Origin of the sequence: Streptococcus sp. 27098_8_23 (assembly GCF_041432195.1) — a bacterium.
Lineage (GTDB): Bacteria > Bacillota > Bacilli > Lactobacillales > Streptococcaceae > Streptococcus.
Genome location: NZ_JAPVZF010000006.1, coordinates 39,282 through 60,171, shown reverse-complemented (window position 1 = coordinate 60,171; position 20,890 = coordinate 39,282). Strand labels below are relative to the sequence as shown.

25 protein-coding genes are annotated in these 20,890 nt (G+C 42.8%); 23 read left to right on the top strand and 2 right to left on the bottom strand.

Going from position 1 to position 20,890, the window contains the following annotated elements; translation table 11 throughout:
- Nucleotides 1-2: 2 nt before the first annotated feature.
- The 13 genes from O3652_RS08115 (at nt 3) to pflA (ending at nt 12,178) form a co-directional block, all read left to right on the top strand.
- On the top strand, nt 3-857 hold the full coding sequence (locus O3652_RS08115; RefSeq protein ID WP_371590274.1) for an SDR family NAD(P)-dependent oxidoreductase: 855 nt from the start codon (nt 3-5) through the stop codon (nt 855-857).
- A gap of 233 nt (nt 858-1,090) precedes the next feature.
- A complete protein-coding gene (locus O3652_RS08110) occupies nt 1,091-2,482 on the top strand; it encodes an SseB family protein (protein ID WP_371590273.1) in 1,392 nt (463 codons plus the stop codon).
- A 7-nt stretch (nt 2,483-2,489) separates the two neighbouring features.
- Nucleotides 2,490-2,786, top strand: coding sequence for a hypothetical protein (locus O3652_RS08105; RefSeq protein WP_371590272.1), 297 nt, complete (start codon nt 2,490-2,492; stop codon nt 2,784-2,786).
- A gap of 156 nt (nt 2,787-2,942) precedes the next feature.
- A complete protein-coding gene (locus tag O3652_RS08100) occupies nt 2,943-3,761 on the top strand; it encodes a dimethyladenosine transferase (RefSeq protein ID WP_371590271.1) in 819 nt (272 codons plus the stop codon).
- A 12-nt stretch (nt 3,762-3,773) separates the two neighbouring features.
- The gene (gene rsmA / locus O3652_RS08095; RefSeq protein ID WP_001216881.1) at nt 3,774-4,646 is read left to right on the top strand and encodes a 16S rRNA (adenine(1518)-N(6)/adenine(1519)-N(6))-dimethyltransferase RsmA; all 873 of its coding nucleotides are present in this window, start codon (nt 3,774-3,776) and stop codon (nt 4,644-4,646) included.
- Nucleotide 4,647: 1 nt separating this feature from the next.
- Nucleotides 4,648-5,526, top strand: a complete 879-nt coding sequence (gene rsgA, locus O3652_RS08090; protein WP_001161999.1) for a ribosome small subunit-dependent GTPase A — start codon at nt 4,648-4,650, stop codon at nt 5,524-5,526.
- Between the two features lie 10 nt (nt 5,527-5,536).
- On the top strand, nt 5,537-6,193 hold the full coding sequence (rpe, locus tag O3652_RS08085; protein ID WP_125413399.1) for a ribulose-phosphate 3-epimerase: 657 nt from the start codon (nt 5,537-5,539) through the stop codon (nt 6,191-6,193).
- Nucleotides 6,156-6,818 carry a thiamine diphosphokinase gene (locus O3652_RS08080; RefSeq protein ID WP_125413400.1) on the top strand — a complete coding sequence of 221 codons (663 nt, stop codon included), beginning with the start codon at nt 6,156-6,158 and terminating at the stop codon, nt 6,816-6,818. Before rpe ends, O3652_RS08080 begins: the two co-directional genes overlap by 38 nt.
- Nucleotide 6,819: 1 nt before the next feature.
- Nucleotides 6,820-8,076 carry a DNA recombination protein RmuC gene (rmuC, locus tag O3652_RS08075; RefSeq protein WP_185755880.1) on the top strand — a complete coding sequence of 419 codons (1,257 nt, stop codon included), beginning with the start codon at nt 6,820-6,822 and terminating at the stop codon, nt 8,074-8,076.
- The gene (locus O3652_RS08070; RefSeq protein ID WP_125413402.1) at nt 8,066-9,007 is read left to right on the top strand and encodes a 3'-5' exoribonuclease YhaM family protein; all 942 of its coding nucleotides are present in this window, start codon (nt 8,066-8,068) and stop codon (nt 9,005-9,007) included. The genes rmuC and O3652_RS08070 overlap by 11 nt, the downstream gene beginning before the upstream one ends.
- Nucleotides 9,008-9,111: 104 nt before the next feature.
- On the top strand, nt 9,112-9,939 hold the full coding sequence (purR, locus tag O3652_RS08065; protein WP_002874197.1) for a pur operon repressor: 828 nt from the start codon (nt 9,112-9,114) through the stop codon (nt 9,937-9,939).
- Nucleotides 9,940-10,005: 66 nt separating this feature from the next.
- A complete protein-coding gene (locus tag O3652_RS08060; protein WP_125413403.1) occupies nt 10,006-11,262 on the top strand; it encodes a diaminopimelate decarboxylase in 1,257 nt (418 codons plus the stop codon).
- Between the two features lie 121 nt (nt 11,263-11,383).
- Nucleotides 11,384-12,178, top strand: coding sequence for a pyruvate formate-lyase-activating protein (gene pflA / locus O3652_RS08055; RefSeq protein WP_125413404.1), 795 nt, complete (start codon nt 11,384-11,386; stop codon nt 12,176-12,178).
- A 70-nt stretch (nt 12,179-12,248) separates the two neighbouring features.
- On the opposite strand, the gene yidC is transcribed toward pflA, so the two are convergent.
- Together yidC and O3652_RS08045 are read right to left on the bottom strand one after the other, a co-directional pair.
- Nucleotides 12,249-13,178, bottom strand: coding sequence for a membrane protein insertase YidC (gene yidC, locus O3652_RS08050; RefSeq protein ID WP_125413415.1), 930 nt, complete (start codon nt 13,176-13,178; stop codon nt 12,249-12,251).
- Between the two features lie 77 nt (nt 13,179-13,255).
- The gene (locus tag O3652_RS08045; protein WP_001174609.1) at nt 13,256-13,534 is read right to left on the bottom strand and encodes an acylphosphatase; all 279 of its coding nucleotides are present in this window, start codon (nt 13,532-13,534) and stop codon (nt 13,256-13,258) included.
- A gap of 33 nt (nt 13,535-13,567) precedes the next feature.
- On the opposite strand from O3652_RS08045, the gene O3652_RS08040 reads away from it, so the two are divergent.
- The 10 genes from O3652_RS08040 to O3652_RS07995 all read left to right on the top strand — a co-directional run bounded on the left by O3652_RS08040 (nt 13,568) and on the right by O3652_RS07995 (nt 20,890).
- Nucleotides 13,568-14,308 (top strand): RNA methyltransferase, encoded by a 741-nt coding sequence (locus O3652_RS08040; protein ID WP_125413405.1) that lies wholly within the window; start codon nt 13,568-13,570, stop codon nt 14,306-14,308.
- 54 nt (nt 14,309-14,362) lie between these two features.
- Nucleotides 14,363-15,046 carry a Bax inhibitor-1/YccA family protein gene (locus O3652_RS08035; protein WP_001076870.1) on the top strand — a complete coding sequence of 228 codons (684 nt, stop codon included), beginning with the start codon at nt 14,363-14,365 and terminating at the stop codon, nt 15,044-15,046.
- Nucleotides 15,047-15,155: 109 nt separating this feature from the next.
- The gene (gene asnA / locus O3652_RS08030; protein WP_000747998.1) at nt 15,156-16,148 is read left to right on the top strand and encodes an aspartate--ammonia ligase; all 993 of its coding nucleotides are present in this window, start codon (nt 15,156-15,158) and stop codon (nt 16,146-16,148) included.
- A 64-nt stretch (nt 16,149-16,212) separates the two neighbouring features.
- Complete coding sequence (rsmD, locus tag O3652_RS08025) at nt 16,213-16,752, top strand: 16S rRNA (guanine(966)-N(2))-methyltransferase RsmD (RefSeq protein ID WP_070656921.1); 540 nt, start codon at nt 16,213-16,215, stop codon at nt 16,750-16,752.
- Nucleotides 16,742-17,230 carry a pantetheine-phosphate adenylyltransferase gene (gene coaD / locus O3652_RS08020; protein ID WP_125413406.1) on the top strand — a complete coding sequence of 163 codons (489 nt, stop codon included), beginning with the start codon at nt 16,742-16,744 and terminating at the stop codon, nt 17,228-17,230. The genes rsmD and coaD overlap by 11 nt, the downstream gene beginning before the upstream one ends.
- On the top strand, nt 17,214-18,251 hold the full coding sequence (locus O3652_RS08015; protein ID WP_000730772.1) for a SepM family pheromone-processing serine protease: 1,038 nt from the start codon (nt 17,214-17,216) through the stop codon (nt 18,249-18,251). The genes coaD and O3652_RS08015 overlap by 17 nt, the downstream gene beginning before the upstream one ends.
- Before the next feature lie 55 nt (nt 18,252-18,306).
- Nucleotides 18,307-18,537, top strand: coding sequence for a DUF1146 family protein (locus tag O3652_RS08010; RefSeq protein ID WP_002892633.1), 231 nt, complete (start codon nt 18,307-18,309; stop codon nt 18,535-18,537).
- A gap of 23 nt (nt 18,538-18,560) precedes the next feature.
- Nucleotides 18,561-19,844, top strand: a complete 1,284-nt coding sequence (murA, locus tag O3652_RS08005; protein ID WP_000411922.1) for a UDP-N-acetylglucosamine 1-carboxyvinyltransferase — start codon at nt 18,561-18,563, stop codon at nt 19,842-19,844.
- Nucleotides 19,831-20,025, top strand: coding sequence for a DNA-directed RNA polymerase subunit beta (locus O3652_RS08000; RefSeq protein WP_000739701.1), 195 nt, complete (start codon nt 19,831-19,833; stop codon nt 20,023-20,025). Before murA ends, O3652_RS08000 begins: the two co-directional genes overlap by 14 nt.
- A 40-nt stretch (nt 20,026-20,065) precedes the next feature.
- The gene (locus O3652_RS07995; RefSeq protein WP_125413407.1) at nt 20,066-20,890 is read left to right on the top strand and encodes a DNA/RNA non-specific endonuclease; all 825 of its coding nucleotides are present in this window, start codon (nt 20,066-20,068) and stop codon (nt 20,888-20,890) included.

Sequence of the window (20,890 nt, the reverse complement as noted above, 5' to 3'; positions counted from 1 at the left end):
GAATGAAAAAAGTAATTATTACGGGTGGCAATAGTGGTATTGGCTACCAGTCTGCTAAACAGTTGGCTGAAAAGGGCTGGTCGGTAACTCTCTTTTGTAGACGGAAAGAAGCTGCCGAGCAAGCTTGTGAGGAAATTCGTCAGCAGACAGGAAATCCACATATAGATTATATATTGGTTGATCTATCTGATATGAAGAGTATCAGAAAAGCGGCGGAACAGTATATTCAAAAAGAAGACGTTCTAGACGTTCTGATTAACAATGCGGCTGATTTTGATTTGTCAGTCAAAAAGCCCATCCTGACTAGAGAGGGATTAGAAAAGCAATTTGCGACCAATGTTGTCGCCCCTTTCTTGCTTTCTATCTTGTTGAAAGGTTTGTTGGAAAAATCTGAGAGTGGTCGGATTATTAATATTTCTTCCCAAGGGTTGATGCTTTATCCCTTCATGAAGCTTGATTTTGAAAATTTAGCTGGTCAAAAACATTATAGTCCTGCCAAGACCTATTATCAGAATAAACTAGCCTTGTTGATGCTGTCGCTTTATATGCGGAAACATTGGAATGGTATCAAAATTCAGGCAATCCGTGTGACCAATGTCAAAGTTGATATGCGCCGCTATGATCACCTCAGCACTTTTATGAAAAATTTGTATAAAATCAAGTCAAGATTTTCGATTAGTCCTGAAGAAATGGCCAAAGTCTACACAGCCTTATCTACAGAAGATGGCCATGACGGTTTTCTGTATGACGAGAAATGCAGGGAAGTAAAAGCAAATAGATTTGCTTATGAAGAAGCGGAGCAAGCAGAACTCTATTCCTTACTTGAACAACTGACCTTTTCAAGAGACAATCTATAAAGAATTAGAAAAATAAATTTTAAGCTTACTTCAATAGTGGAAAGAAATTTAGATATCGAAATCTGTTTGGAGAGTCCTGAAAAGCGATAACAATAACCAGATAGCCCAAAAATACAAAGGAAATGTGTTACAATAGAGGTAATAGCATATGCTTCAACTATGCTCAATACCATGCCTGATAAGAAAGATAATTGATAAAATCAGCACTTGGGTGAAATTAATGAGGAAAAGCAATGGGAATTTTTAATTTTTTTAATAAGACAGAAGCACAGAAGACAACAGAAGAAACCAAAGGAGATGCTTGTCTAGGAGTTTTGGGGTTCTTTCCAATGAAAGAAAAGAGGGAATTACTGATTGCTGCGACTTTGGAAGGGAGTTTGACAGTTGGTGATCGTCTTCAGTTTTGCAATCCCGATCAAGGTATGGATACTCTTGAAACTGTAGTTGTAAAAAAACTTACTTGCCAAAACAAAGATGTGGAATCTCTTAGAGATGAGGAGTTAGTTTATCTAGAGATCGATATGTTTTCCTCTCTAGCTAAGTTAAAAAAGGGAAGTGTGCTCTATAGTCCTGGTGTAGATGAAAAAAAGCGTTTATCTAGCTATGCTTATGCTCTCTATCGAACTTTTGTGACTATTCAAGAAGGTAAAGTAAGCGATGAGGACTATCAGAATCTTAGTCTTGATGATAGTATCGAAATTTTACAGGCTTTTTTATGGGATTGCCGTCAAAAACCAAAAAGTGGAGAGAGCAATCAAGAAAATACTCGTAAGTCAGAGCGTCTAGCAGAAATTGTCAAGGACAAGTTGCTAGAAGCAGATTCGATTTATGCTGTTTATTCAGAAAATACTGGGGAACCTTATCTTTTCTCAACTACATATGATAGAGGTGACGAAGGCTATCTATGCACTGACCCAATGATTATGCTATTTACCCCTCGTTGGTATCATCAGTATAAGGAAACAATTGAAAACCAATTAAAAGTGGTAAAACGGATTGAAAATACGGAAGATAAAAAAGGAATTGAGAATTTTCTTGGGACAGCCTTTTACTTGAATGGTGCTTTAGGAGCATTCTTTAATACCAAAGAAGTTAGTATAAGTTCTTCCATTTTAGTTCAAAAACCAGATTTTTCAGGCTTGCCAGAGATACAAGTTCCTGTTATGAACCCTGATATTGTGAGATGGATGCTTTTGATGGGACAGATGGATAGACCGACTACAGAAGAGGAAGAATTAATTTATAAACTCTATTATAAGTTCTTTTCAATGGCAATGCCAAAAGCTAAATTCCTTCTTCCTATAAATGCATCATCAGGATTTCCTGAACCTAGTCAGGAAAGTAATGCTCATGTTTTAGAAGAATCCGCTACATTTAATCTTCCGACTAGAGAAGGAAAAAATGGACGAAATTCGGTTTCAGTGTTTACGGATTGGAAACGTTTGCGAATGGTTTTCGATGAAAATTGGAGCGCGATGATTGAAAACGCTGGAGGCATGATTGAAATCTTTGACTATGCCATTAACCAGACTGAGTATTATAAAGCGGGTGTTTATGTCAGTGACAAAGCGTTTAAAGAAATGCAACAGTTCAGTGAGGAACTAGAAGGAAGAGCTAAAGGCTGATCAAGAGATGAAAATAATCGTTGATAGAGAGTCTATCTGTATGGGGGATGATGTTCTGCCTCACAAGGTAGAACTTGAAGTTCCTGAGGACATAACAGTAGAGGAATTTTATGATTTTCTTCAAAAGGACAGATATTTGCCTAGATTGGATACAGAGTGGCTTCTCCGACATGGTGGGCAGACAATAACAAGCTATCATACAGAAACAAAAGAACTGACGAATCCCAATATCTATTTAAAAGACCTGATTCATCAGAGTTCCAGAGGAAATGAATTTGTTTGGATATATCGCCGTTCCTATTAGAAAAGAGAATAAATGATTTTCTTAAAAGATAATGAATGAAAATTAGAACAATATGCATTGATTTTTTGACAACAAGAGGCGTTCTAAACAGTTGGCCCTGTTGGAGTGACTTTGACGGAAGGCAAAGCCTTCATAAAAATGGTGAAAGGAAACGATATGGCAAATAGAAGTTATATTTATTTAAAAAACGGGAAAGATGTACGTATTTTAACGGAGGGAGTTTACACTATTCCTTATTTTTGGCAATTATTTTGGGATGAAAAAGATGTGCGAATGCCTAATATTCTATGGAAAAAATTTAATATCTTACTTCCTATTGAAAAATTCCAGAAAAAGGCCACCCAAAATCGCTCCTTTTTAGAACAGAACGCTCCTCAGACCTTGCAACTATATGATGATTTTGTTCGCTATATTCTTGCAAATGTCAAAGCAGGTGACATGCTAGGATTTGATGTTTTAGAAGTTGCTGATATGGATGGATTGACTACAGCTTCGCGTAAGCTTATAAAAAATATCCGAGCCATTCAGGAAAATCAACCCCAAGAATTGGATTTTTCTTTAACAGAAAAGAACGTAATTTGGTCTGCTATGGGATTTCCTGATTATTATGCCTCAAAATTATTGCCAGAAGATAATATTCTAGACTCGGTTGCATACCAAGATGAATTGAAGAAAATGCAAGGCCCAAAAGATAAGCAAGAACAAGAGCAAGAAGAAAAACAAGCACAAGGTCAAGAAGAGAATCAAAAGCAAGAGCAATATCAAGAAGAGAATCAAAAGCAAGAGCAATATCAAGAAGACGAGCAAGCGCAAGGCCAAGAAAATAAGCTAGCACCACGTAAAGAAGATGAGCAAGTGCTTAATGAGAACGGTGCCGAATCTAAAGATGACGAGTACCATATTCCTTTGAGATTTTGGTTTCTCTTGGTGTTGGTAATTGTTTGGGTTTATAGATTGTTTTTAGCTAACAAATAGAAAAGAGAATAAATGAGAATTGCAGATTATAGCGTGACCAAGGCGGTGCTGGAGCGTCACGGTTTTACCTTTAAAAAGTCCTTTGGGCAAAATTTCCTGACGGATACCAATATTCTTCAAAAAATCGTGGATACAGCTGAGATTGATGATCAGGTTAATGTCATTGAAATCGGTCCAGGAATTGGTGCCTTGACAGAATTTTTGACTGAGCGTGCGGCAGAGGTCATGGCTTTTGAGATTGACCACCGTTTGGTACCGATTTTAGCGGATACCCTGCGTGATTTTGATAATGTGACCGTAGTCAACGAGGACATTCTCAAAGTTGACTTGGCGCAGCATATCCAGAATTTCAAAAATCCAGACCTGCCAATCAAGGTGGTAGCCAACTTACCTTACTATATCACAACGCCTATTCTCATGCACTTGATTGAAAGTGGCATTCCTTTTAGTGAGTTTGTCGTTATGATGCAAAAAGAAGTGGCGGACCGTATCTCAGCACAGCCAAATACCAAGGCTTACGGTAGTTTGTCGATTGCTGTGCAGTATTACATGACAGCCAAGGTTGCCTTTATCGTGCCTCGTACGGTCTTTGTGCCAGCGCCAAACGTAGACTCAGCTATCCTGAAAATGGTGCGTCGTCCAGAGCCAGCTGTAGCAGTGAAAGATGAGAACTTCTTCTTTAAGGTTTCCAAGGCTAGTTTCACCCATCGTCGCAAGACCTTGTGGAATAACCTGACAGGTTATTTTGGGAAGACCGAAGAAATCAAGGACAAACTGACCAAGGCTTTGGATCAGGCAGGCTTGTCTCCATCTGTGCGTGGTGAAGCTCTCAGCTTGGCAGAATTTGCTAGTCTGGCAGATGCGCTCAAAGGACAAGGACTCTAAGATGCAGGGACAAATCATTAAAGCCTTGGCGGGCTTCTATTATGTGGAGAGTGATGGCCAAGTCTATCAGACACGCGCGCGTGGGAATTTCCGTAAAAAAGGCCACACGCCCTACGTTGGGGACTGGGTAGATTTCTCTGCTGAGGAAAATTCCGAAGGTTATATCCTCAATATACACGAACGGAAAAACAGTCTGGTCCGTCCGCCTATTGTTAATATTGACCAAGCTGTGGTAATCATGTCCGTCAAGGAACCGGACTTCAACAGCAACTTGTTGGATCGTTTCTTGGTTCTTCTGGAACACAAGGGCATCCATCCTATCGTTTATATTTCTAAAATGGACTTGCTGGAAGATAGGGGAGAACTGGATTTTTATGAACAGACTTATGGTGACATCGGCTATGACTTTGTGACTAGTAAAGAGGAACTCCTACCTTTGTTGACAGGAAAAGTGACGGTCTTTATGGGGCAGACAGGTGTTGGAAAATCAACACTCCTCAATAAAATCGCACCAGATCTCAATCTTGAAACAGGAGAGATCTCAGACAGTCTAGGTCGTGGTCGCCATACCACTCGAGCTGTTAGTTTTTACAATCTCAATGGGGGTAAAATCGCGGACACGCCAGGATTTTCATCACTGGATTATGAAGTGTCAACGGCTGAAGACCTCAATCAGGCCTTTCCAGAGATTGCCAGTGTCAGTCGAGACTGTAAATTCCGTACTTGTACCCATACCCATGAACCGTCCTGTGCGGTTAAGCCAGCTGTAGAAGAAGGAACCATTGCAACCTTCCGTTTTGACAACTACCTGCAATTTCTCAGTGAGATTGAAAATCGCAGAGAAACCTACAAAAAAGTCAGCAAAAAAATTCCAAAATAAGGAGAAACAGATGTCTCAATACAAGATTGCTCCGTCAATTCTGGCAGCAGATTATGCCAACTTTGAACGTGAAATCAAACGCCTAGAAGCAACTGGTGCAGAATATGCCCATATCGATATCATGGATGGTCACTTTGTACCGCAAATCAGTTTTGGTGCAGGTGTGGTCGAAGCTCTTCGTCCTCATAGCAAGATGGTCTTTGACTGCCACTTGATGGTAGCTAATCCAGAGCATCATCTAGAAGACTTTGCGCGTGCAGGTGCAGATATCATCAGCATTCATGTTGAAGCAACACCTCATATCCATGGTGCTCTTCAAAAGATTCGTTCTCTAGGTGTCAAACCTTCTGTTGTCATTAACCCTGGTACGCCGGTTGAAGCTATCAAACACGTACTTCACCTAGTTGACCAAGTTTTGGTGATGACGGTTAACCCTGGCTTCGGCGGGCAAGCCTTTCTACCTGAAACCATGGATAAGATTCGTGAGTTGGTTGCCCTTCGTGAGGAAAAAGGTTTGAGCTTTGAGATTGAAGTCGATGGCGGTATTGATGATCAAACCATTGCTCAAGCCAAAGAAGCTGGAGCGACCGTTTTTGTAGCAGGATCCTATGTCTTTAAGGGAGATGTCAATGAACGAGTGCAAAATCTCAGAAAAAAACTGGACTAGGGTTGCTGTTTTTGCCGGCGGAGATCGCGGTCATTATCGGACGGATTTTGATTGCTTTGTCGGTGTGGATCGCGGTTCGCTCTGGGTCTTGGAAGAAGATCTGCCTCTCACTCTAGCAGTTGGGGATTTTGATTCGGTGACTGCAGACGAACGTCAGTTGATTCAAAAATGTGCCCAACATTTTGTTCAAGCCCAGCCAGAAAAGGATGATACAGATCTGGAATTGGCTCTCTTGACCATCTTTGAGCAAAATTCTCAGGCTCAGGTGACTATTTTTGGGGCTTTGGGTGGTCGAATTGACCATATGCTGGCTAATGTCTTTCTGCCTAGCAATCCCAAGTTGGCACCCTATATGCGCCAGATAGCGATTGAGGATGGGCAAAATGTGATTATCTATTGTCCAGAAGGGACCAGTCAGCTAGAGCCTCGTTCAGACTATGACTATCTAGCCTTTATTCCGGTTCGGGATAGTCAGTTGACCATTATCGGAGCCAAGTATGAGTTGACAGAGGAAAATTTTTTCTTCAAAAAAGTGTACGCTTCTAACGAATATATAGATAGGGAAGTTTCGGTAACTTGCCCAGATGGCTATGTCGTCGTGCTGCATAGCAAGGACAGGAGGTAGGATGGAGACTGTATTACTACTATTATTAATTGCCAACCTAGCTGGGCTCTTTCTCATTTGGCAGAGGCAGGATAAGCAAGACAAATATCTAGTCAAGAGTTTGGAAGACCAGGCAGACAATCTTTCAGATCAATTAGATTACCGCTTTGAACAAGCCAGGCAAGCCAGCCAGCTAGATCAAAAAGACTTGGAAGTGGCTGTCAGTGACCGCTTGCAGGAAGTACGAATGGAATTGCATCAAGGCTTGACTCAAGTCCGTCAAGAAATGACAGATAATCTCCTCCAAACCAGAGACAAGACCGACCAACGTCTCCAAGCCTTGCAGGAATCAAATGAGCAACGCCTAGAACAAATGCGCCAAACAGTCGAGGAAAAACTAGAAAAGACCTTGCAGACGCGTTTGCAGGCTTCCTTTGAGACAGTTTCCAAACAACTGGAGTCTGTCAATCGTGGTCTTGGAGAAATGCAGACGGTTGCCCGTGATGTCGGAGCCCTCAACAAGGTTCTCTCAGGAACTAAAACGCGAGGTATTCTGGGTGAATTGCAACTGGGGCAAATTATTGAAGATATCATGACACCTGCCCAGTACGAACGAGAATACGCAACGGTTGAAAACTCTAGCGAGCGAGTAGAGTACGCTATCAAGTTGCCTGGACAGGGTGACCAAGAATATGTCTACCTGCCAATTGACTCCAAGTTTCCACTGGCGGATTACTACCGCTTGGAAGAAGCCTATGAAGCAGGCGATAAGGACGAGATCGAACGCTGTCGCAAGTCACTCCTAGCAAGCGTCAAGCGCTTTGCCAAGGATATCAAGAGCAAGTACATAGCGCCACCTCGGACGACCAATTTTGGAGTCTTGTTTGTTCCGACAGAAGGACTTTACTCAGAGATCGTCCGCAATCCGGTCTTCTTTGATGATTTGAGACGGGAGGAGCAGATTATTGTCGCTGGTCCAAGTACCCTATCAGCCCTGCTTAACTCTCTATCAGTTGGCTTCAAGACTCTCAATATCCAAAAGAGTGCAGATCATATCAGCAAGACCCTAGCTAGTGTCAAGACCGAGTTTGGCAAATTTGGAGGCATTTTGGTCAAGGCACAAAAACATCTTCAACATGCCTCTGGCAATATTGATGAATTATTAAACCGTCGCACCACAGCTATTGAGCGGACGCTCCGTCACATTGAGTTATCAGAAGGTGAGCCTGCGCTTGATCTACTCCATTTCCAAGAAAATGAGGAAGAATATGAAGATTAGTCACATGAAAAAAGATGAGCTGTTTGAAGGCTTTTACCTGATCAAGTCAGCTGACCTGAGACAGACGCGTGCTGGGAAAAATTACCTAGCCTTTACCTTCCAAGACGATAGTGGCGAGATTGAAGGAAAACTCTGGGATGCCCAACCTCATAACGTTGAGGCCTTTACCGCAGGGAAAGTCGTCCACATGCAGGGGCGTCGAGAAGTTTACAATAACACTCCTCAAGTCAATCAAATTACTCTTCGTTTACCTCAGCCTGGGGAACCCAATGATCCAGCTGACTTCAAGGTTAAATCTCCAGTTGATGTCAAGGAAATCCGTGACTACATGTCACAAATGATTTTCAAGATTGAAAATCCTGTCTGGCAGCGTATCGTTCGCAGTCTCTACACCAAGTATGATAAGGAATTCTACTCCTATCCAGCTGCCAAGACCAACCACCATGCCTTTGAGACGGGTTTGGCCTATCATACAGCAACCATGGTGCGCTTGGCAGATGCCATTAGCGACATCTACCCTCAGCTCAACAAGAGCCTCCTCTATGCGGGAATTATGTTGCATGACTTGGCCAAGGTTATTGAGTTGACGGGACCAGACCAGACGGAGTACACAGTGCGAGGCAATCTCCTTGGACATATTGCTCTCATCGATAGTGAAATTACTAAGACAGTCATGGAACTAGGCATCGATGATACTAGAGAAGAAGTGGTGTTACTGCGCCATGTCATCCTCAGTCATCATGGCTTGCTGGAGTATGGAAGTCCAGTTCGTCCACGCATTATGGAAGCAGAGATTATCCATATGATTGACAATCTAGATGCCAGCATGATGATGATGTCAACAGCTCTAGCTTTGGTGGACAAAGGAGAGATGACCAATAAAATCTTCGCTATGGACAATCGTTCCTTCTATAAACCAGATTTAGATTAATAATTTAAGAAAAACGAGCATTTTTTACGCAATAATGTTCGTTTTTTTATGTGAATGTGGTATAATGGATAAAATATCAAAATAAAATGGAATGGTAAATAAAAATGAAATTAAGAAGAAGTGATCGGATGGTTGTCATTTCCAACTATTTGATTAATAATCCATACAAACTAACAAGTCTCAATACCTTTGCAGAAAAGTACGAATCTGCTAAATCATCGATTTCAGAGGACATCGTGATTATCAAGCGTGCCTTTGAGGAAATTGAAATCGGCCATATTCAGACTGTGACTGGAGCAGGTGGTGGTGTTATCTTTACACCATCAATCTCGAGTCATGAAGCTAAAGAAATGATCGCAGACTTGCGTGACAAACTTTCAGAAAGCGACCGTATCTTGCCAGGTGGCTACATCTACCTGTCTGATTTGCTCAGTACACCTGCCATTTTGAAAAATATTGGGCGCATCATTGCCAAGAGCTTTATGGACCAAAAAATCGATGCCGTTATGACAGTAGCAACAAAAGGTGTGCCACTTGCAAATGCAGTTGCCAATGTCCTCAATGTTCCATTTGTCATTGTGCGCCGTGACTTGAAAATTACCGAAGGTTCAACGGTCAGCGTCAACTATGTTTCAGGTTCCAGCGGTGACCGTATTGAGAAAATGTTCCTTTCAAAACGCAGTCTCAAGGCAGGAAGTCGTGTCTTGATTGTGGATGACTTCTTGAAAGGTGGCGGAACGGTCAACGGGATGATTAGTCTCTTGCGTGAGTTTGACTCTGAACTAGCTGGTGTCGCAGTCTTTGCAGACAATGCCCAAGAAGAACGTGAAAAGCAGTTTGATTACAAGTCACTCTTGAAAGTAACCAATATTGATGTTAAGAACCAATCCATCGATGTTGAGATTGGAAATATCTTTGACGAAGACAAATAAGAGATAGAACTAAAGGTTGGAACGATTGTCCCAGCCTTTCTTTGCAAACAGAATAGAAGGATGCTTATGAAAACACCATTTATCAGTCGAGAAGATTTAGAAACGATTGTTTCCGAATTCCCAACACCCTTTCACTTGTATGATGAGAAGGGGATTCGTGAAAAAGCAAGAGCAGTCAACCAGGCCTTTTCCTGGAACAAGGGCTTTAAAGAATATTTTGCAGTCAAGGCCACTCCAACTCCAGCCATCTTGAAAATCCTCCAAGAGGAAGGTTGTGGTGTGGACTGTTCTAGTTACGTGGAGCTCTTGATGAGCCACAAACTGGATTTCCCCGGTTCTGAGATCATGTTCTCTTCAAACAACACCCCAGACCAAGAGTACGCTTATGCGCGTGAATTGGGCGCAACCATTAACTTGGATGCCTTTGAAGATATTGAACATTTAGAGCGTGCAGCAGGCATTCCAGAAATCATCTCCTGTCGTTACAATCCTGGTGGCGTTTTTGAGCTAGGAACAGATATCATGGACAATCCTGGAGAAGCCAAGTTTGGCATGACCAAGGACCAGCTTTTTGAAGCCTTTGCGATTTTGAAGGAAAAAGGAGCCAAGACTTTTGGGATTCACTCTTTCCTAGCATCCAATACCGTCACCCATCTCTACTACCCAGAGTTGGCGCGTCAGCTCTTTGAATTGGCTGTTGAAATCAAGGAAAAGTTGGGCATTTCACTAGACTTTATCAATCTTTCCGGCGGAATCGGAGTCAATTACCGTCCAGATCAGGAGCCAAATGACATTGCTGTGATTGGTGAAGGGGTGCGTAAGATTTATGAGGAAGTCCTTACGCCAGCAGGTCTTGGTCAGGTTAAGATTTTCACCGAATTGGGTCGCTTTATGTTAGCCCCTCATGGAGCTCTCGTCACAAGAGTCACTCATAAGAAAAAAACCTATCGTACCTATCTGGGTGTGGACGCCTCAGCAGTCAACCTCATGCGCCCAGCCATGTATGGGGCCTACCACCATATCACTAATCTTACTCATCCAGACGGCCCTGTTGAGGTGGTAGATGTGGTCGGTTCACTCTGTGAAAACAATGATAAATTTGCCATTAATCGCGAACTACCTCATACAGAAATCGGTGATTTGCTGGTAATTCATGATACAGGTGCCCATGGATTCTCCATGGGTTATCAGTACAATGCCAAACTACGCTCGGCAGAAATCCTCTATACCGAAGAAGGCAAAGCCCGCCAAATCCGCCGTGCAGAGCGCCCTGAGGACTATTTTGCAACCTTGTATGGTTTTGATTTGGAATCGGATCATTAAAAGAAATTGAAAATGAAAGTGAAAAACAGATTGCTTTCTAAAAAATAGACAAAAAAACCTTGTTTTTCACCTTACTCGTGATATAATAAAACTATAAAACGGTTTCAAGGAAGGTGACGATATGTCTGAAGAAACAATTGACTATGGACAAGTGACAGGAATGGTGCATTCGACAGAGAGTTTTGGGGCGGTAGATGGCCCTGGGATTCGGTTTATTGTCTTTTTGCAGGGCTGTCAGATGCGTTGCCAGTACTGCCATAACCCCGATACATGGGCTATGGAGACCAATAAATCACGAAGACGGACAGTAGACGATGTTTTGTCAGAAGCCCTTCGCTACCGTGGTTTCTGGGGAGACAAGGGAGGAATCACTGTCAGTGGAGGAGAAGCCCTCTTACAGATTGATTTCTTGATTGCCCTTTTTACCAAGGCCAAGGAAAAAGGAATCCACTGTACCTTGGATACTTGTGCCCTTCCGTTCCGTAATAAACCACGTTATCTCGAAAAGTTTAATAAACTCATGGCTGTGACAGATTTGGTTCTCCTGGATATCAAGGAAATCAACGATGAACAACACAGGATTGTTACCAGCCAAACTAATAAAAACATCTTGGCCTGTGCCCAGTACCTATCAGATATCGGGAAGCCTGTTTGGATTCGCCATGTGCTGGTTCCAGGATTGACAGATAGAGATGAGGATTTGATCGAACTCGGTAAATTCGTCAAAACCCTCAAAAACGTTGACAAGTTTGAAATCCTACCTTATCACACGATGGGAGAATTCAAGTGGCGTGAACTAGGAATTCCTTATTCGCTCGAAGGGGTCAAACCACCAACAGCAGACCGCGTTAAGAATGCTAAAAAACTCATGGATACAGAGAGCTATCAAGACTACATGAAACGTGTTCATGGATAAAAAAGAAGCCTGATGGAGACATCGGGCTTTTGTGATGCAAAAAGACTTAGCCTTTCAGCTAAGCTTTTTCTTATTTTCTAGAATGTTGTTTACCAGCATTGCGTTTTTTATGTTTCTTATTGGTCATAATCGCAGTTGCTTGGTTTGGAGTGACATCTTTGCGTCCTCCTCCAGTTGAAAATGAACTTGCTTTTGGTGGATTTTTGGCAAATTCTTCACGAACTTTTTTGCGAAGTTTTGGACGAACAACATAGTTAACGATGAACTGTTGGAGAATCATCATGAAACCACCGACAACCCAGTAAAGCGTCACACTGGCTGGTGCGAAGAGGGAGAAGACGACAATCATGAGTGGACTCACGTAAATCATTCTTTTTAGTTGATCTCTTTGCATCTCGTCTTCTACTCCATGAAGTGAGAGGAGTGATTGGAGATAGTAGAGGATACCAGCGAAGGCGACAAGGATCATACTTGGGGAACCAAGATTGATACCCAAGAAAGTAGAGCTAGCTACACCATCAGTGTATTGGGCTGCAAAGTAGATAGCAGAGAAGAATGGCATTTGAATGAGGATAGGGAAACATCCTACTCCACCGAACATGCTGATGCCGTGTTCTTTCTGAGCTGCAAAGAGAGCTTGTTGGGCTTCTAGTTTTTCTTCTTGAGTTGTTGCCTCTTTGAGACGTGTTTGATGTGGCTCAAGGACATGTTTGAGGGCATTCATCTTTTCAGAGTGAAGTGTTGCCTTCCATGATTGGTAGATACCAAGTGGCAAGATAATCAAGCGCACGATAATGGTTACGATAATGATAGCCACACCAAAGCCTAGACCTTTATCAGTAGCGAAGTATTTGATGGCTTCAGCCATAGGTGCTCCGATGGTATTCCAAATCAATCCTGTGGGTTGTCCTGTGGCTTTGTCTACTTGGACACAACCTGACAAGACGAGTAGCATAGCCACTCCCATAGCAGAGAGGGCAAAACGTTTAATAGATTTCAATGTTTTCATTCCTTCTTTAAAAATTATACCTTTCTATTCTACTGTTTTTTTGTAAAATATACAATAGTTCTAGAGACCTAATTTGCGACTTTGAAGTCCGAATAGGATGAAAAGTTGCTCATTTGTACATCTAGATAGGTAACTTTTGAAAAAGGTGTCGGACCTTTTCGGATTTCTTGGATAAATTTTGCCATAGTGGCAGAGGAGTCTGCCTGAGCAAGAATTTCCACTGTGCCATCGTCGTTATTCCAGACACGACCAGTGATGCCACCGATTTCAAGAGCTAAAGTAACAACACCCCAACGAAAACCAACACCCTGCACCCTGCCTTGGGCAATCATTCTAACCTTTTGCATACCAAACCCCTTTGATTGTGTTATAATATTTCTATGACTATTATAACCTCAAAAGCCAATTCTGTGGTAAAAAATGCTAAGAAATTACATCAAAAAAAATATCGAAAGTCTGCTTATTTGATTGAGGGCTGGCACTTGTTTGAAGAAGCTGTTCAAGCTGGAGTGACGATTGAGAAGATTTTTGCTCTGAAGAGTTATAGGGAACAGTTGGCTGCTTTTCCTCAAACTATTTGGGTTTCAGAGGAGATTTTGCTAGATTTGGCAGATACGCAAACTCCTCAAGGCATTGTTGCAGTGATTCAAAAAGAAGAAGTGGGACTGCCTGATCTCCATCAGGGCAAGTATCTATTTTTAGAGGATGTTCAAGATCCTGGAAATGTGGGCACCATGATTCGGACGGCGGATGCGGCAGGTTTTACAGGGGTTATTGTTTCAGACAAGTCAGCAGATATATACAGTCTCAAGACCCTGCGTTCCATGCAAGGAAGTCATTTTCATTTGCCTATCTATCGTATGCCTCTTGTCAGCTTTGTAGAAGAGGCAAAGAAGAGCAATTTGCCCATTCTGGCAACGACCTTATCGAGAGAGTCAAAGGATTATCGTGAGCTTTCTTCACTAGAGAACTTTGTTTTAGTCATGGGAAATGAAGGGCAGGGGATTAGTTCTGTCATGGCTGAGAGTGCTGATCAGCTGGTTCATATTGGCATGAAAGGCCGAGCAGAAAGTCTCAACGTAGCAGTTGCAGCAGGAATTTTGATGTTTTATTTTAGCTAATTTATAAAATCTTTGTTATAATCAAGACATATTTATAGAAAAAGGAGAATCAGAATGAATCAAACGATTATTCAAGAACGTTCAGGTCTTAATCAATTTTACGCTAAGGTTTATGCTTTTGTGGGACTTGGGATTGGTCTATCGGCTCTCGTGTCAGCTTTGATGTTGACAGTCTTTCAGTCCCAATTAGTCTACTTTTTAATGCATGGCCGTCTCTGGTTGATGATTGCAACTTTTGCAGAACTTGCTCTAGTCTTTGTTGCAAGTAGCATGGCTGCAAAAAATAGCCCAGCAGCTCTCCCAGTATTTTTAGTTTATTCTGTTTTAAATGGTTTTACCCTTAGCTTTGTCGTAGCCTTCTATACACCTGGGACCGTCTTATCAGCCTTTGTATCCAGCGCCCTTCTCTTCTTTGTCATGGCGGCAATCGGAATTTTCACTAAGAAAGATTTGAGTGGAATGGGCCGAGCTTTGATGGCGGCGCTTGTTGGTCTCATCATTGCCATGGTTGTGAATCTATTTTTAGCCAATAGCTTCTTTGACTACATGATTAGTATTGCCATGGTCTTGGTCTTCTCAGGTTTGATTGCTTGGGATAACCAAAAGATTCGCTATGTTTATGAACAGTCACGAGGACAAGTAGCGACAGGATGGGTCATCTCAATGGCGCTTAGCATCTACCTAGACTTTATCAACCTCTTCCTTAGCATCTTACGAATCTTTGGTCGAAACGATTAATGAATGTCAGAGTCAGTGTTCAAAAGAGCACTGACTTTTTCTTATTTACTCTTTTCTTTTCTTGGAAATAGGTGTATAATGCTTTTAACTAATTTTTGAGGAGCTGTTTATGAAGAAAAGTTTTATTCATCAACAAGAAGAAATTTCCTTTGTTAAAAATACCTTTACCCAGTATTTGAAAGATAAGTTAGAAGTTGTTGAAGTTCAAGGTCCTATCTTGAGCAAGGTCGGAGATGGGATGCAGGACAACCTGTCAGGTGTCGAAAATCCAGTATCTGTCAAGGTTTTGCAGATTCCAGATGAAACCTATGAAGTCGTTCACTCACTTGCCAAATGGAAACGCCACACCTTGGCTCGTTTTGGTTTCGGTGAAGGTGAGGGTCTATTTGTTCACATGAAGGCCCTTCGTCCAGACGAAGATTCGCTTGATGCGACCCACTCAGTTTATGTGGACCAGTGGGACTGGGAGAAGGTTATCCCAAATGGTCAACGCAATATCGCCTATCTCAAAGAAACCGTTGAGAAGATTTACAAGGCTATTCGTCTGACAGAGCTAGCCGTAGAAGCCCGCTATGATATCGAATCCATCTTGCCAAAGCAAATCACCTTTATCCATACAGAAGAGTTGGTAGAACGTTACCCAGACTTGACACCAAAAGAGCGTGAAAATGCAATCTGTAAAGAGTTTGGTGCAGTCTTCTTGATTGGTATCGGTGGCGAGTTGCCTGACGGAAAACCTCATGATGGCCGTGCACCTGACTACGATGACTGGACAACAGAGTCTGAAAATGGCTACAAGGGGTTGAATGGCGATATTCTCGTTTGGAACGAATCTCTTGGTTGTGCCTTTGAACTTTCATCAATGGGGATTCGGGTAGATGAGGATACCCTTCGTCGCCAAGTGGCTCTTACAGGAGACGAAGATCGTCTTGAGCTGGAATGGCATAAAGCCCTGCTTAACGGCCTTTTTCCACTGACAATCGGTGGAGGGATCGGACAGTCTCGGATGGCCATGTTCCTTCTTCGTAAGAAACACATCGGAGAGGTTCAGACCAGTGTTTGGCCTCAAGAAGTTCGCGATACGTACGAAAATATTTTGTAGAGAATCGAACCGCAAGGTTCGGTTTTCTTTCTCTTTTTGCCTATAATTTGGTATAATAAACGGTATGAAAATCGTATCAGGAATCTACGGAGGGCGTCCCCTCAAGACGCTAGAAGGCAAGACGACGAGGCCGACATCAGATAAGGTGCGTGGAGCTATCTTTAACATGATAGGTCCCTATTTTGAGGGTGGTCGTGTTTTGGATCTCTATGCTGGCAGTGGTGGCTTATCCATTGAGGCAGTCTCGCGTGGGATGTCCCATGCTGTCTTAGTGGAACGGGATCGAAAGGCACAAGCTGTCATCGCTGAAAATATCCAAATGACCAAGGAAGCTTCCAAATTTCAGTTCTTAAAGATGGAGGCTGACCGAGCCTTGGAGCAAGTGAAAGGTCCCTTTGACCTGGTCTTTTTAGACCCTCCCTATGCCAAGGAACAAATCGTTGCAGATATCGAAAAAATGGCAGAAAGAAACCTTTTCTCCGAAGAGATCATGGTTGTCTGTGAAACCGATAAGTCTGTAGAACTACCAGAAGAAATCGCCTGCTTAGGTATCTGGAAGGAAAAAATATATGGGATTAGTAAGGTGACGGTCTATGTCAGATAAAATTGGATTATTTACAGGTTCATTTGATCCTATGACAAATGGACATCTGGATATCATTGAACGTGCCAGCAAACTCTTTGATAAGCTCTATGTCGGGGTGTTCTACAATCCCCACAAACAAGGCTTTCTCCCTGTTGAAAACCGCAAACGGGCAGTCGAAAAAGCGGTGGCGCATTTAGATAATGTAGAGGTGCTGGCTTCTCATGATCAACTAGTCGTTGATGTTGCAAGAAGACTGGGTGCTAAGATCCTTGTCCGTGGCTTGCGAAATACCACCGACTTGCAATACGAGTCTAGCTTTGACTACTACAATCATCAACTGGCTCCAGAAATCGAAACCATTTACCTATATAGCCGCCCAGAGCATCTTTATATCAGCTCTTCGGCCGTGAGAGAACTTCTGAAGTTTGGTCAGGAGATTCAGCAATATGTCCCAAACAGTGTTGTGGAGGAATTAGAACATGAAGAAAAAAACTAGATGGCCCTTATATGTCATCCTAGCACTAGTATTGACTTTTTTAGCCTTTGTAGTACCTTTACCTTACTACATAGAAGTTCCAGGTGGAGCGGAAGATATTCGTCGCGTTTTGAAAGTCAATGAAACAGAAGACACAGAAGCAGGAGCTTACCAGTTTGTGACAGTCGGTATTCGACACGCAACCCTATCGCATCTTGTCTATGCTTGGTTAACACCTTTCACGGATATTAGAAGTGCCAAGGAGACTACGGGTGGCTCTACGGATGCAGAGTTTATGCGAATCAATCAGTTCTACATGCAAACTTCTCAAAACATGGCCAAGTATCAAGGATTAAAGACGGCTGGAAAGGATATCGAACTCAAGTATCTGGGAGTTTACGTTTTAACCGTGACAGACAATTCAACTTTTAAGGGCATTCTGAACATAGCAGATACCGTGACGGCTGTTAATGACAAAACATTTGATAGTTCAAAAGACTTGGTCGACTATGTCAACTCTCAACAATTAGGGGACACGGTCAAGGTAACCTATGAAGAAGACGGAAAAGTCAAGTCTGCAGAAGGTAAAATTATCACTCTCGAAAACGGAAAAAACGGGATTGGGATTGGCTTGATTGACCGTACAGAAGTGACCAGTGACGTTCCCATTCGCTTTTCAACAGCTGGTATCGGCGGGCCAAGTGCTGGTCTTATGTTTAGTCTAGCTATTTACACCCAGATAGCAGATCCAGGACTTCGTAATGGCCGCATCGTTGCGGGAACGGGAACCATTGATCGCGATGGAAATGTTGGCGACATCGGTGGAATTGATAAAAAAGTAGTTGCAGCCTCTCGTCAGGGAGCCAACATCTTTTTTGCCCCTGACAATCCAGTCACTGAGGAAGCAAAAAAAGCAGATCCCAATGCGAAAAGCAACTATGAAACAGCCCTAGAAGCTGCTAAAACGATCAAAACAGAGATGAAAATCGTTCCGGTTAAGACCTTACAGGATGCAATTGATTACCTTAAAAACAATCCCTAATTCGTAGAAAAATCGAAAACTAGCGCGCAAGCGGATAAGATGGTATAATAGTCAAATGGTTCAATTATTATTCACTCTAAGTAGTCATATACTCTTTATTTATTTGAGTTTTTACCTTTTGAAGGATCTTGTGAGATGGGAAAAGGTTTTAAAAGTGACCGCTACTAACACAAAAAAGGTTCGTTTGTTGGTAGGCTTCTTTAGTATTGTGATGGGCTACATCTTGAGTTCATTCTTTATCAGTTTGTACCAACTGTGGCAAGAAGCACTTAGAGGACTATTATAAAATCAAAAGTAAAGGAAACAACTATGGAAAAAATTGTGGTTCAAGGCGGAGATAATCGTCTGGTCGGGAGTGTGACGATCGAGGGAGCAAAGAATGCAGTCTTGCCTTTGTTGGCGGCGACTATTCTAGCAAGCAAGGGTAAGACAGTCTTGCAGAACGTCCCAATCTTGTCAGATGTTTTCACCATGAATCAAGTAGTTCGTGGTCTGAATGCCAAGGTGGACTTTGATGAGGAAGCACATGTTGTCGAGGTTGATGCGACTGGTGACATTACAGGGGAGGCTCCTTACAAGTATGTCAGCAAGATGCGTGCATCCATCGTTGTCTTGGGGCCAATCCTTGCTCGTGTAGGCCATGCCAAAGTTTCTATGCCAGGGGGATGTACCATCGGGAGTCGTCCAATCGACCTCCACCTCAAAGGTTTGGAAGCTATGGGGGCAAAGATCACCCAGACAGCTGGTTACATCGAAGCTAAGGCAGAACGCCTGCATGGCGCTCATATCTACATGGACTTTCCTAGTGTTGGTGCAACACAAAACCTGATGATGGCAGCGACTCTAGCTGATGGTGTGACGGTCATTGAAAATGCTGCGCGTGAGCCAGAAATTGTTGACCTCGCTATTCTCCTTAATGAAATGGGAGCCAAGGTCAAGGGAGCTGGTACTGAAACAATCACAGTAACTGGTGTCGAGGAACTCCATGGTACGACTCACAGTGTCGTACAGGATCGTATCGAAGCCGGAACCTTTATGGTAGCGGCAGCTATGACTGGTGGAGATGTCCTCGTTCGTGATGCAGTCTGGGAACACAATCGCCCCTTGATTTCAAAACTACTTGAAATGGGCGTTGAAGTGACAGAGGAATCAGAAGGCATCCGTGTTCGTTCTCAACTTGAAAATCTCAAGGCTGTTCATGTAAAAACTTTACCACATCCAGGATTCCCAACAGATATGCAGGCGCAATTTACAGCTCTGATGACAGTCGCAAAAGGGGAATCCACCATGGTGGAAACAGTGTTTGAGAATCGCTTCCAACACTTGGAGGAAATGCGCCGTATGGGCTTGCACTCAGAGATTATCCGTGACACAGCTCGTATTGTTGGGGGACAGGCTTTACAGGGGGCAGAAGTTTTATCAACGGACCTTCGCGCCAGTGCGGCCTTGATTCTGACAGGTTTAGTAGCGCAAGGGGAGACAGTTGTTGGTAAATTAGTCCACCTTGATAGAGGTTACTACCGTTTCCATGAGAAATTGGCTCAGCTAGGAGCGAAGATTCAGCGAATCGAGGCAAATGATGAAGAAGAATAAAAACTTACGCTATGTACTCCGTCGTTTACTGTTGATTTTTATCGTACTATTGCTAGGCTTTCTGGCTTTAGGAATCGGCTTGATGGTTGGTTATGGCATCCTAGGAAAGGGACAGGATCCATGGGCGATTTTGTCTCCAGCAAAGTGGCAGGAATTGATTAGCAAATTTACAGGAAATTAGACTGGGAGACCAGTCTTTTTCTAAAGAAATAAGGAGAAAAATGGACAAAAAAACAAGACAAGCTCTGATAGGGTTACTTCTATTCTTACTCTTGGCTGCTGGAAGCTACTACATCAAGCAGATGCAGTCAGCGCCAAACACCCCTAGAACCAAGGTTAGTCAGAAAAAACAAGCTTCAGAAGCTCCCAGTCAGGAGTTGGCAGAAAGTGTCTTAACTGAGTCAATCAAGAACCAAATAAAAGGTGATCTAGAGTGGAATGGGGCAGGTGCCTTTGTCGTAAATGGCAATAAAACCAATCTAGATGCCAAAGTTTCTAGCAAACCCTATGCGGATAATAAAACAAAAATAGTTGGAAAAGAAACAGTCCCAACTGTTGCCAATGCCATCTTATCCAAAGCGACTCGGCAGTATAAAAATCGCGAAGAGACTGGAAATGGCTCAACCTCATGGACGCCACCAGGATGGCATCAGGTCAAGAATCTAAAGGGAGCCTATACACATGCAGTCGATAGAGGACACCTGCTGGGCTATGCCTTGATAGGTGGTTTGGATGGTTTTGATGCCTCTACCAGCAATCCCAAGAACATTGCAGTCCAGACAGCTTGGGCAAACCAAGCACAGGCTGAGGATTCGACAGGTCAGAACTACTATGAGAGTTTGGTCAGAAAAGCCTTGGACCAAAACAAGAGGGTCCGTTATCGGGTGACGCTCCACTATGCGACAAATGAGGACCTAGTTCCATCCGTTTCACAAATCGAAGCCAAGTCTTCAGATGGCGAATTGGAATTCAATGTCCTAATCCCCAATGTTCAAAAGGGAATCCAGCTTGATTACCGAACAGGGCAAGTAACAGTAACGGATTAG

Bases quoted from the DNA above. Each gene is read 5' to 3' on its own strand.
- O3652_RS08115 (WP_371590274.1), top strand. From the start codon at position 3: ATGAAAAAAGTAATTATTACGGGTGGCAATAGTGGTATTGGCTACCAG.
- O3652_RS08110 (WP_371590273.1), top strand. From the start codon at position 1,091: ATGGGAATTTTTAATTTTTTTAATAAGACAGAAGCACAGAAGACAACA.
- O3652_RS08105 (WP_371590272.1), top strand. From the start codon at position 2,490: ATGAAAATAATCGTTGATAGAGAGTCTATCTGTATGGGGGATGATGTT.
- O3652_RS08100 (WP_371590271.1), top strand. From the start codon at position 2,943: ATGGCAAATAGAAGTTATATTTATTTAAAAAACGGGAAAGATGTACGT.
- rsmA (WP_001216881.1), top strand. From the start codon at position 3,774: ATGAGAATTGCAGATTATAGCGTGACCAAGGCGGTGCTGGAGCGTCAC.
- rsgA (WP_001161999.1), top strand. From the start codon at position 4,648: ATGCAGGGACAAATCATTAAAGCCTTGGCGGGCTTCTATTATGTGGAG.
- rpe (WP_125413399.1), top strand. From the start codon at position 5,537: ATGTCTCAATACAAGATTGCTCCGTCAATTCTGGCAGCAGATTATGCC.
- O3652_RS08080 (WP_125413400.1), top strand. From the start codon at position 6,156: ATGAACGAGTGCAAAATCTCAGAAAAAAACTGGACTAGGGTTGCTGTT.
- rmuC (WP_185755880.1), top strand. From the start codon at position 6,820: ATGGAGACTGTATTACTACTATTATTAATTGCCAACCTAGCTGGGCTC.
- O3652_RS08070 (WP_125413402.1), top strand. From the start codon at position 8,066: ATGAAGATTAGTCACATGAAAAAAGATGAGCTGTTTGAAGGCTTTTAC.
- purR (WP_002874197.1), top strand. From the start codon at position 9,112: ATGAAATTAAGAAGAAGTGATCGGATGGTTGTCATTTCCAACTATTTG.
- O3652_RS08060 (WP_125413403.1), top strand. From the start codon at position 10,006: ATGAAAACACCATTTATCAGTCGAGAAGATTTAGAAACGATTGTTTCC.
- pflA (WP_125413404.1), top strand. From the start codon at position 11,384: ATGTCTGAAGAAACAATTGACTATGGACAAGTGACAGGAATGGTGCAT.
- O3652_RS08045 (WP_001174609.1), bottom strand. From the start codon at position 13,534: ATGCAAAAGGTTAGAATGATTGCCCAAGGCAGGGTGCAGGGTGTTGGT.
- O3652_RS08040 (WP_125413405.1), top strand. From the start codon at position 13,568: ATGACTATTATAACCTCAAAAGCCAATTCTGTGGTAAAAAATGCTAAG.
- O3652_RS08035 (WP_001076870.1), top strand. From the start codon at position 14,363: ATGAATCAAACGATTATTCAAGAACGTTCAGGTCTTAATCAATTTTAC.
- asnA (WP_000747998.1), top strand. From the start codon at position 15,156: ATGAAGAAAAGTTTTATTCATCAACAAGAAGAAATTTCCTTTGTTAAA.
- rsmD (WP_070656921.1), top strand. From the start codon at position 16,213: ATGAAAATCGTATCAGGAATCTACGGAGGGCGTCCCCTCAAGACGCTA.
- coaD (WP_125413406.1), top strand. From the start codon at position 16,742: ATGTCAGATAAAATTGGATTATTTACAGGTTCATTTGATCCTATGACA.
- O3652_RS08015 (WP_000730772.1), top strand. From the start codon at position 17,214: ATGAAGAAAAAAACTAGATGGCCCTTATATGTCATCCTAGCACTAGTA.
- O3652_RS08010 (WP_002892633.1), top strand. From the start codon at position 18,307: ATGGTTCAATTATTATTCACTCTAAGTAGTCATATACTCTTTATTTAT.
- murA (WP_000411922.1), top strand. From the start codon at position 18,561: ATGGAAAAAATTGTGGTTCAAGGCGGAGATAATCGTCTGGTCGGGAGT.
- O3652_RS08000 (WP_000739701.1), top strand. From the start codon at position 19,831: ATGAAGAAGAATAAAAACTTACGCTATGTACTCCGTCGTTTACTGTTG.
- O3652_RS07995 (WP_125413407.1), top strand. From the start codon at position 20,066: ATGGACAAAAAAACAAGACAAGCTCTGATAGGGTTACTTCTATTCTTA.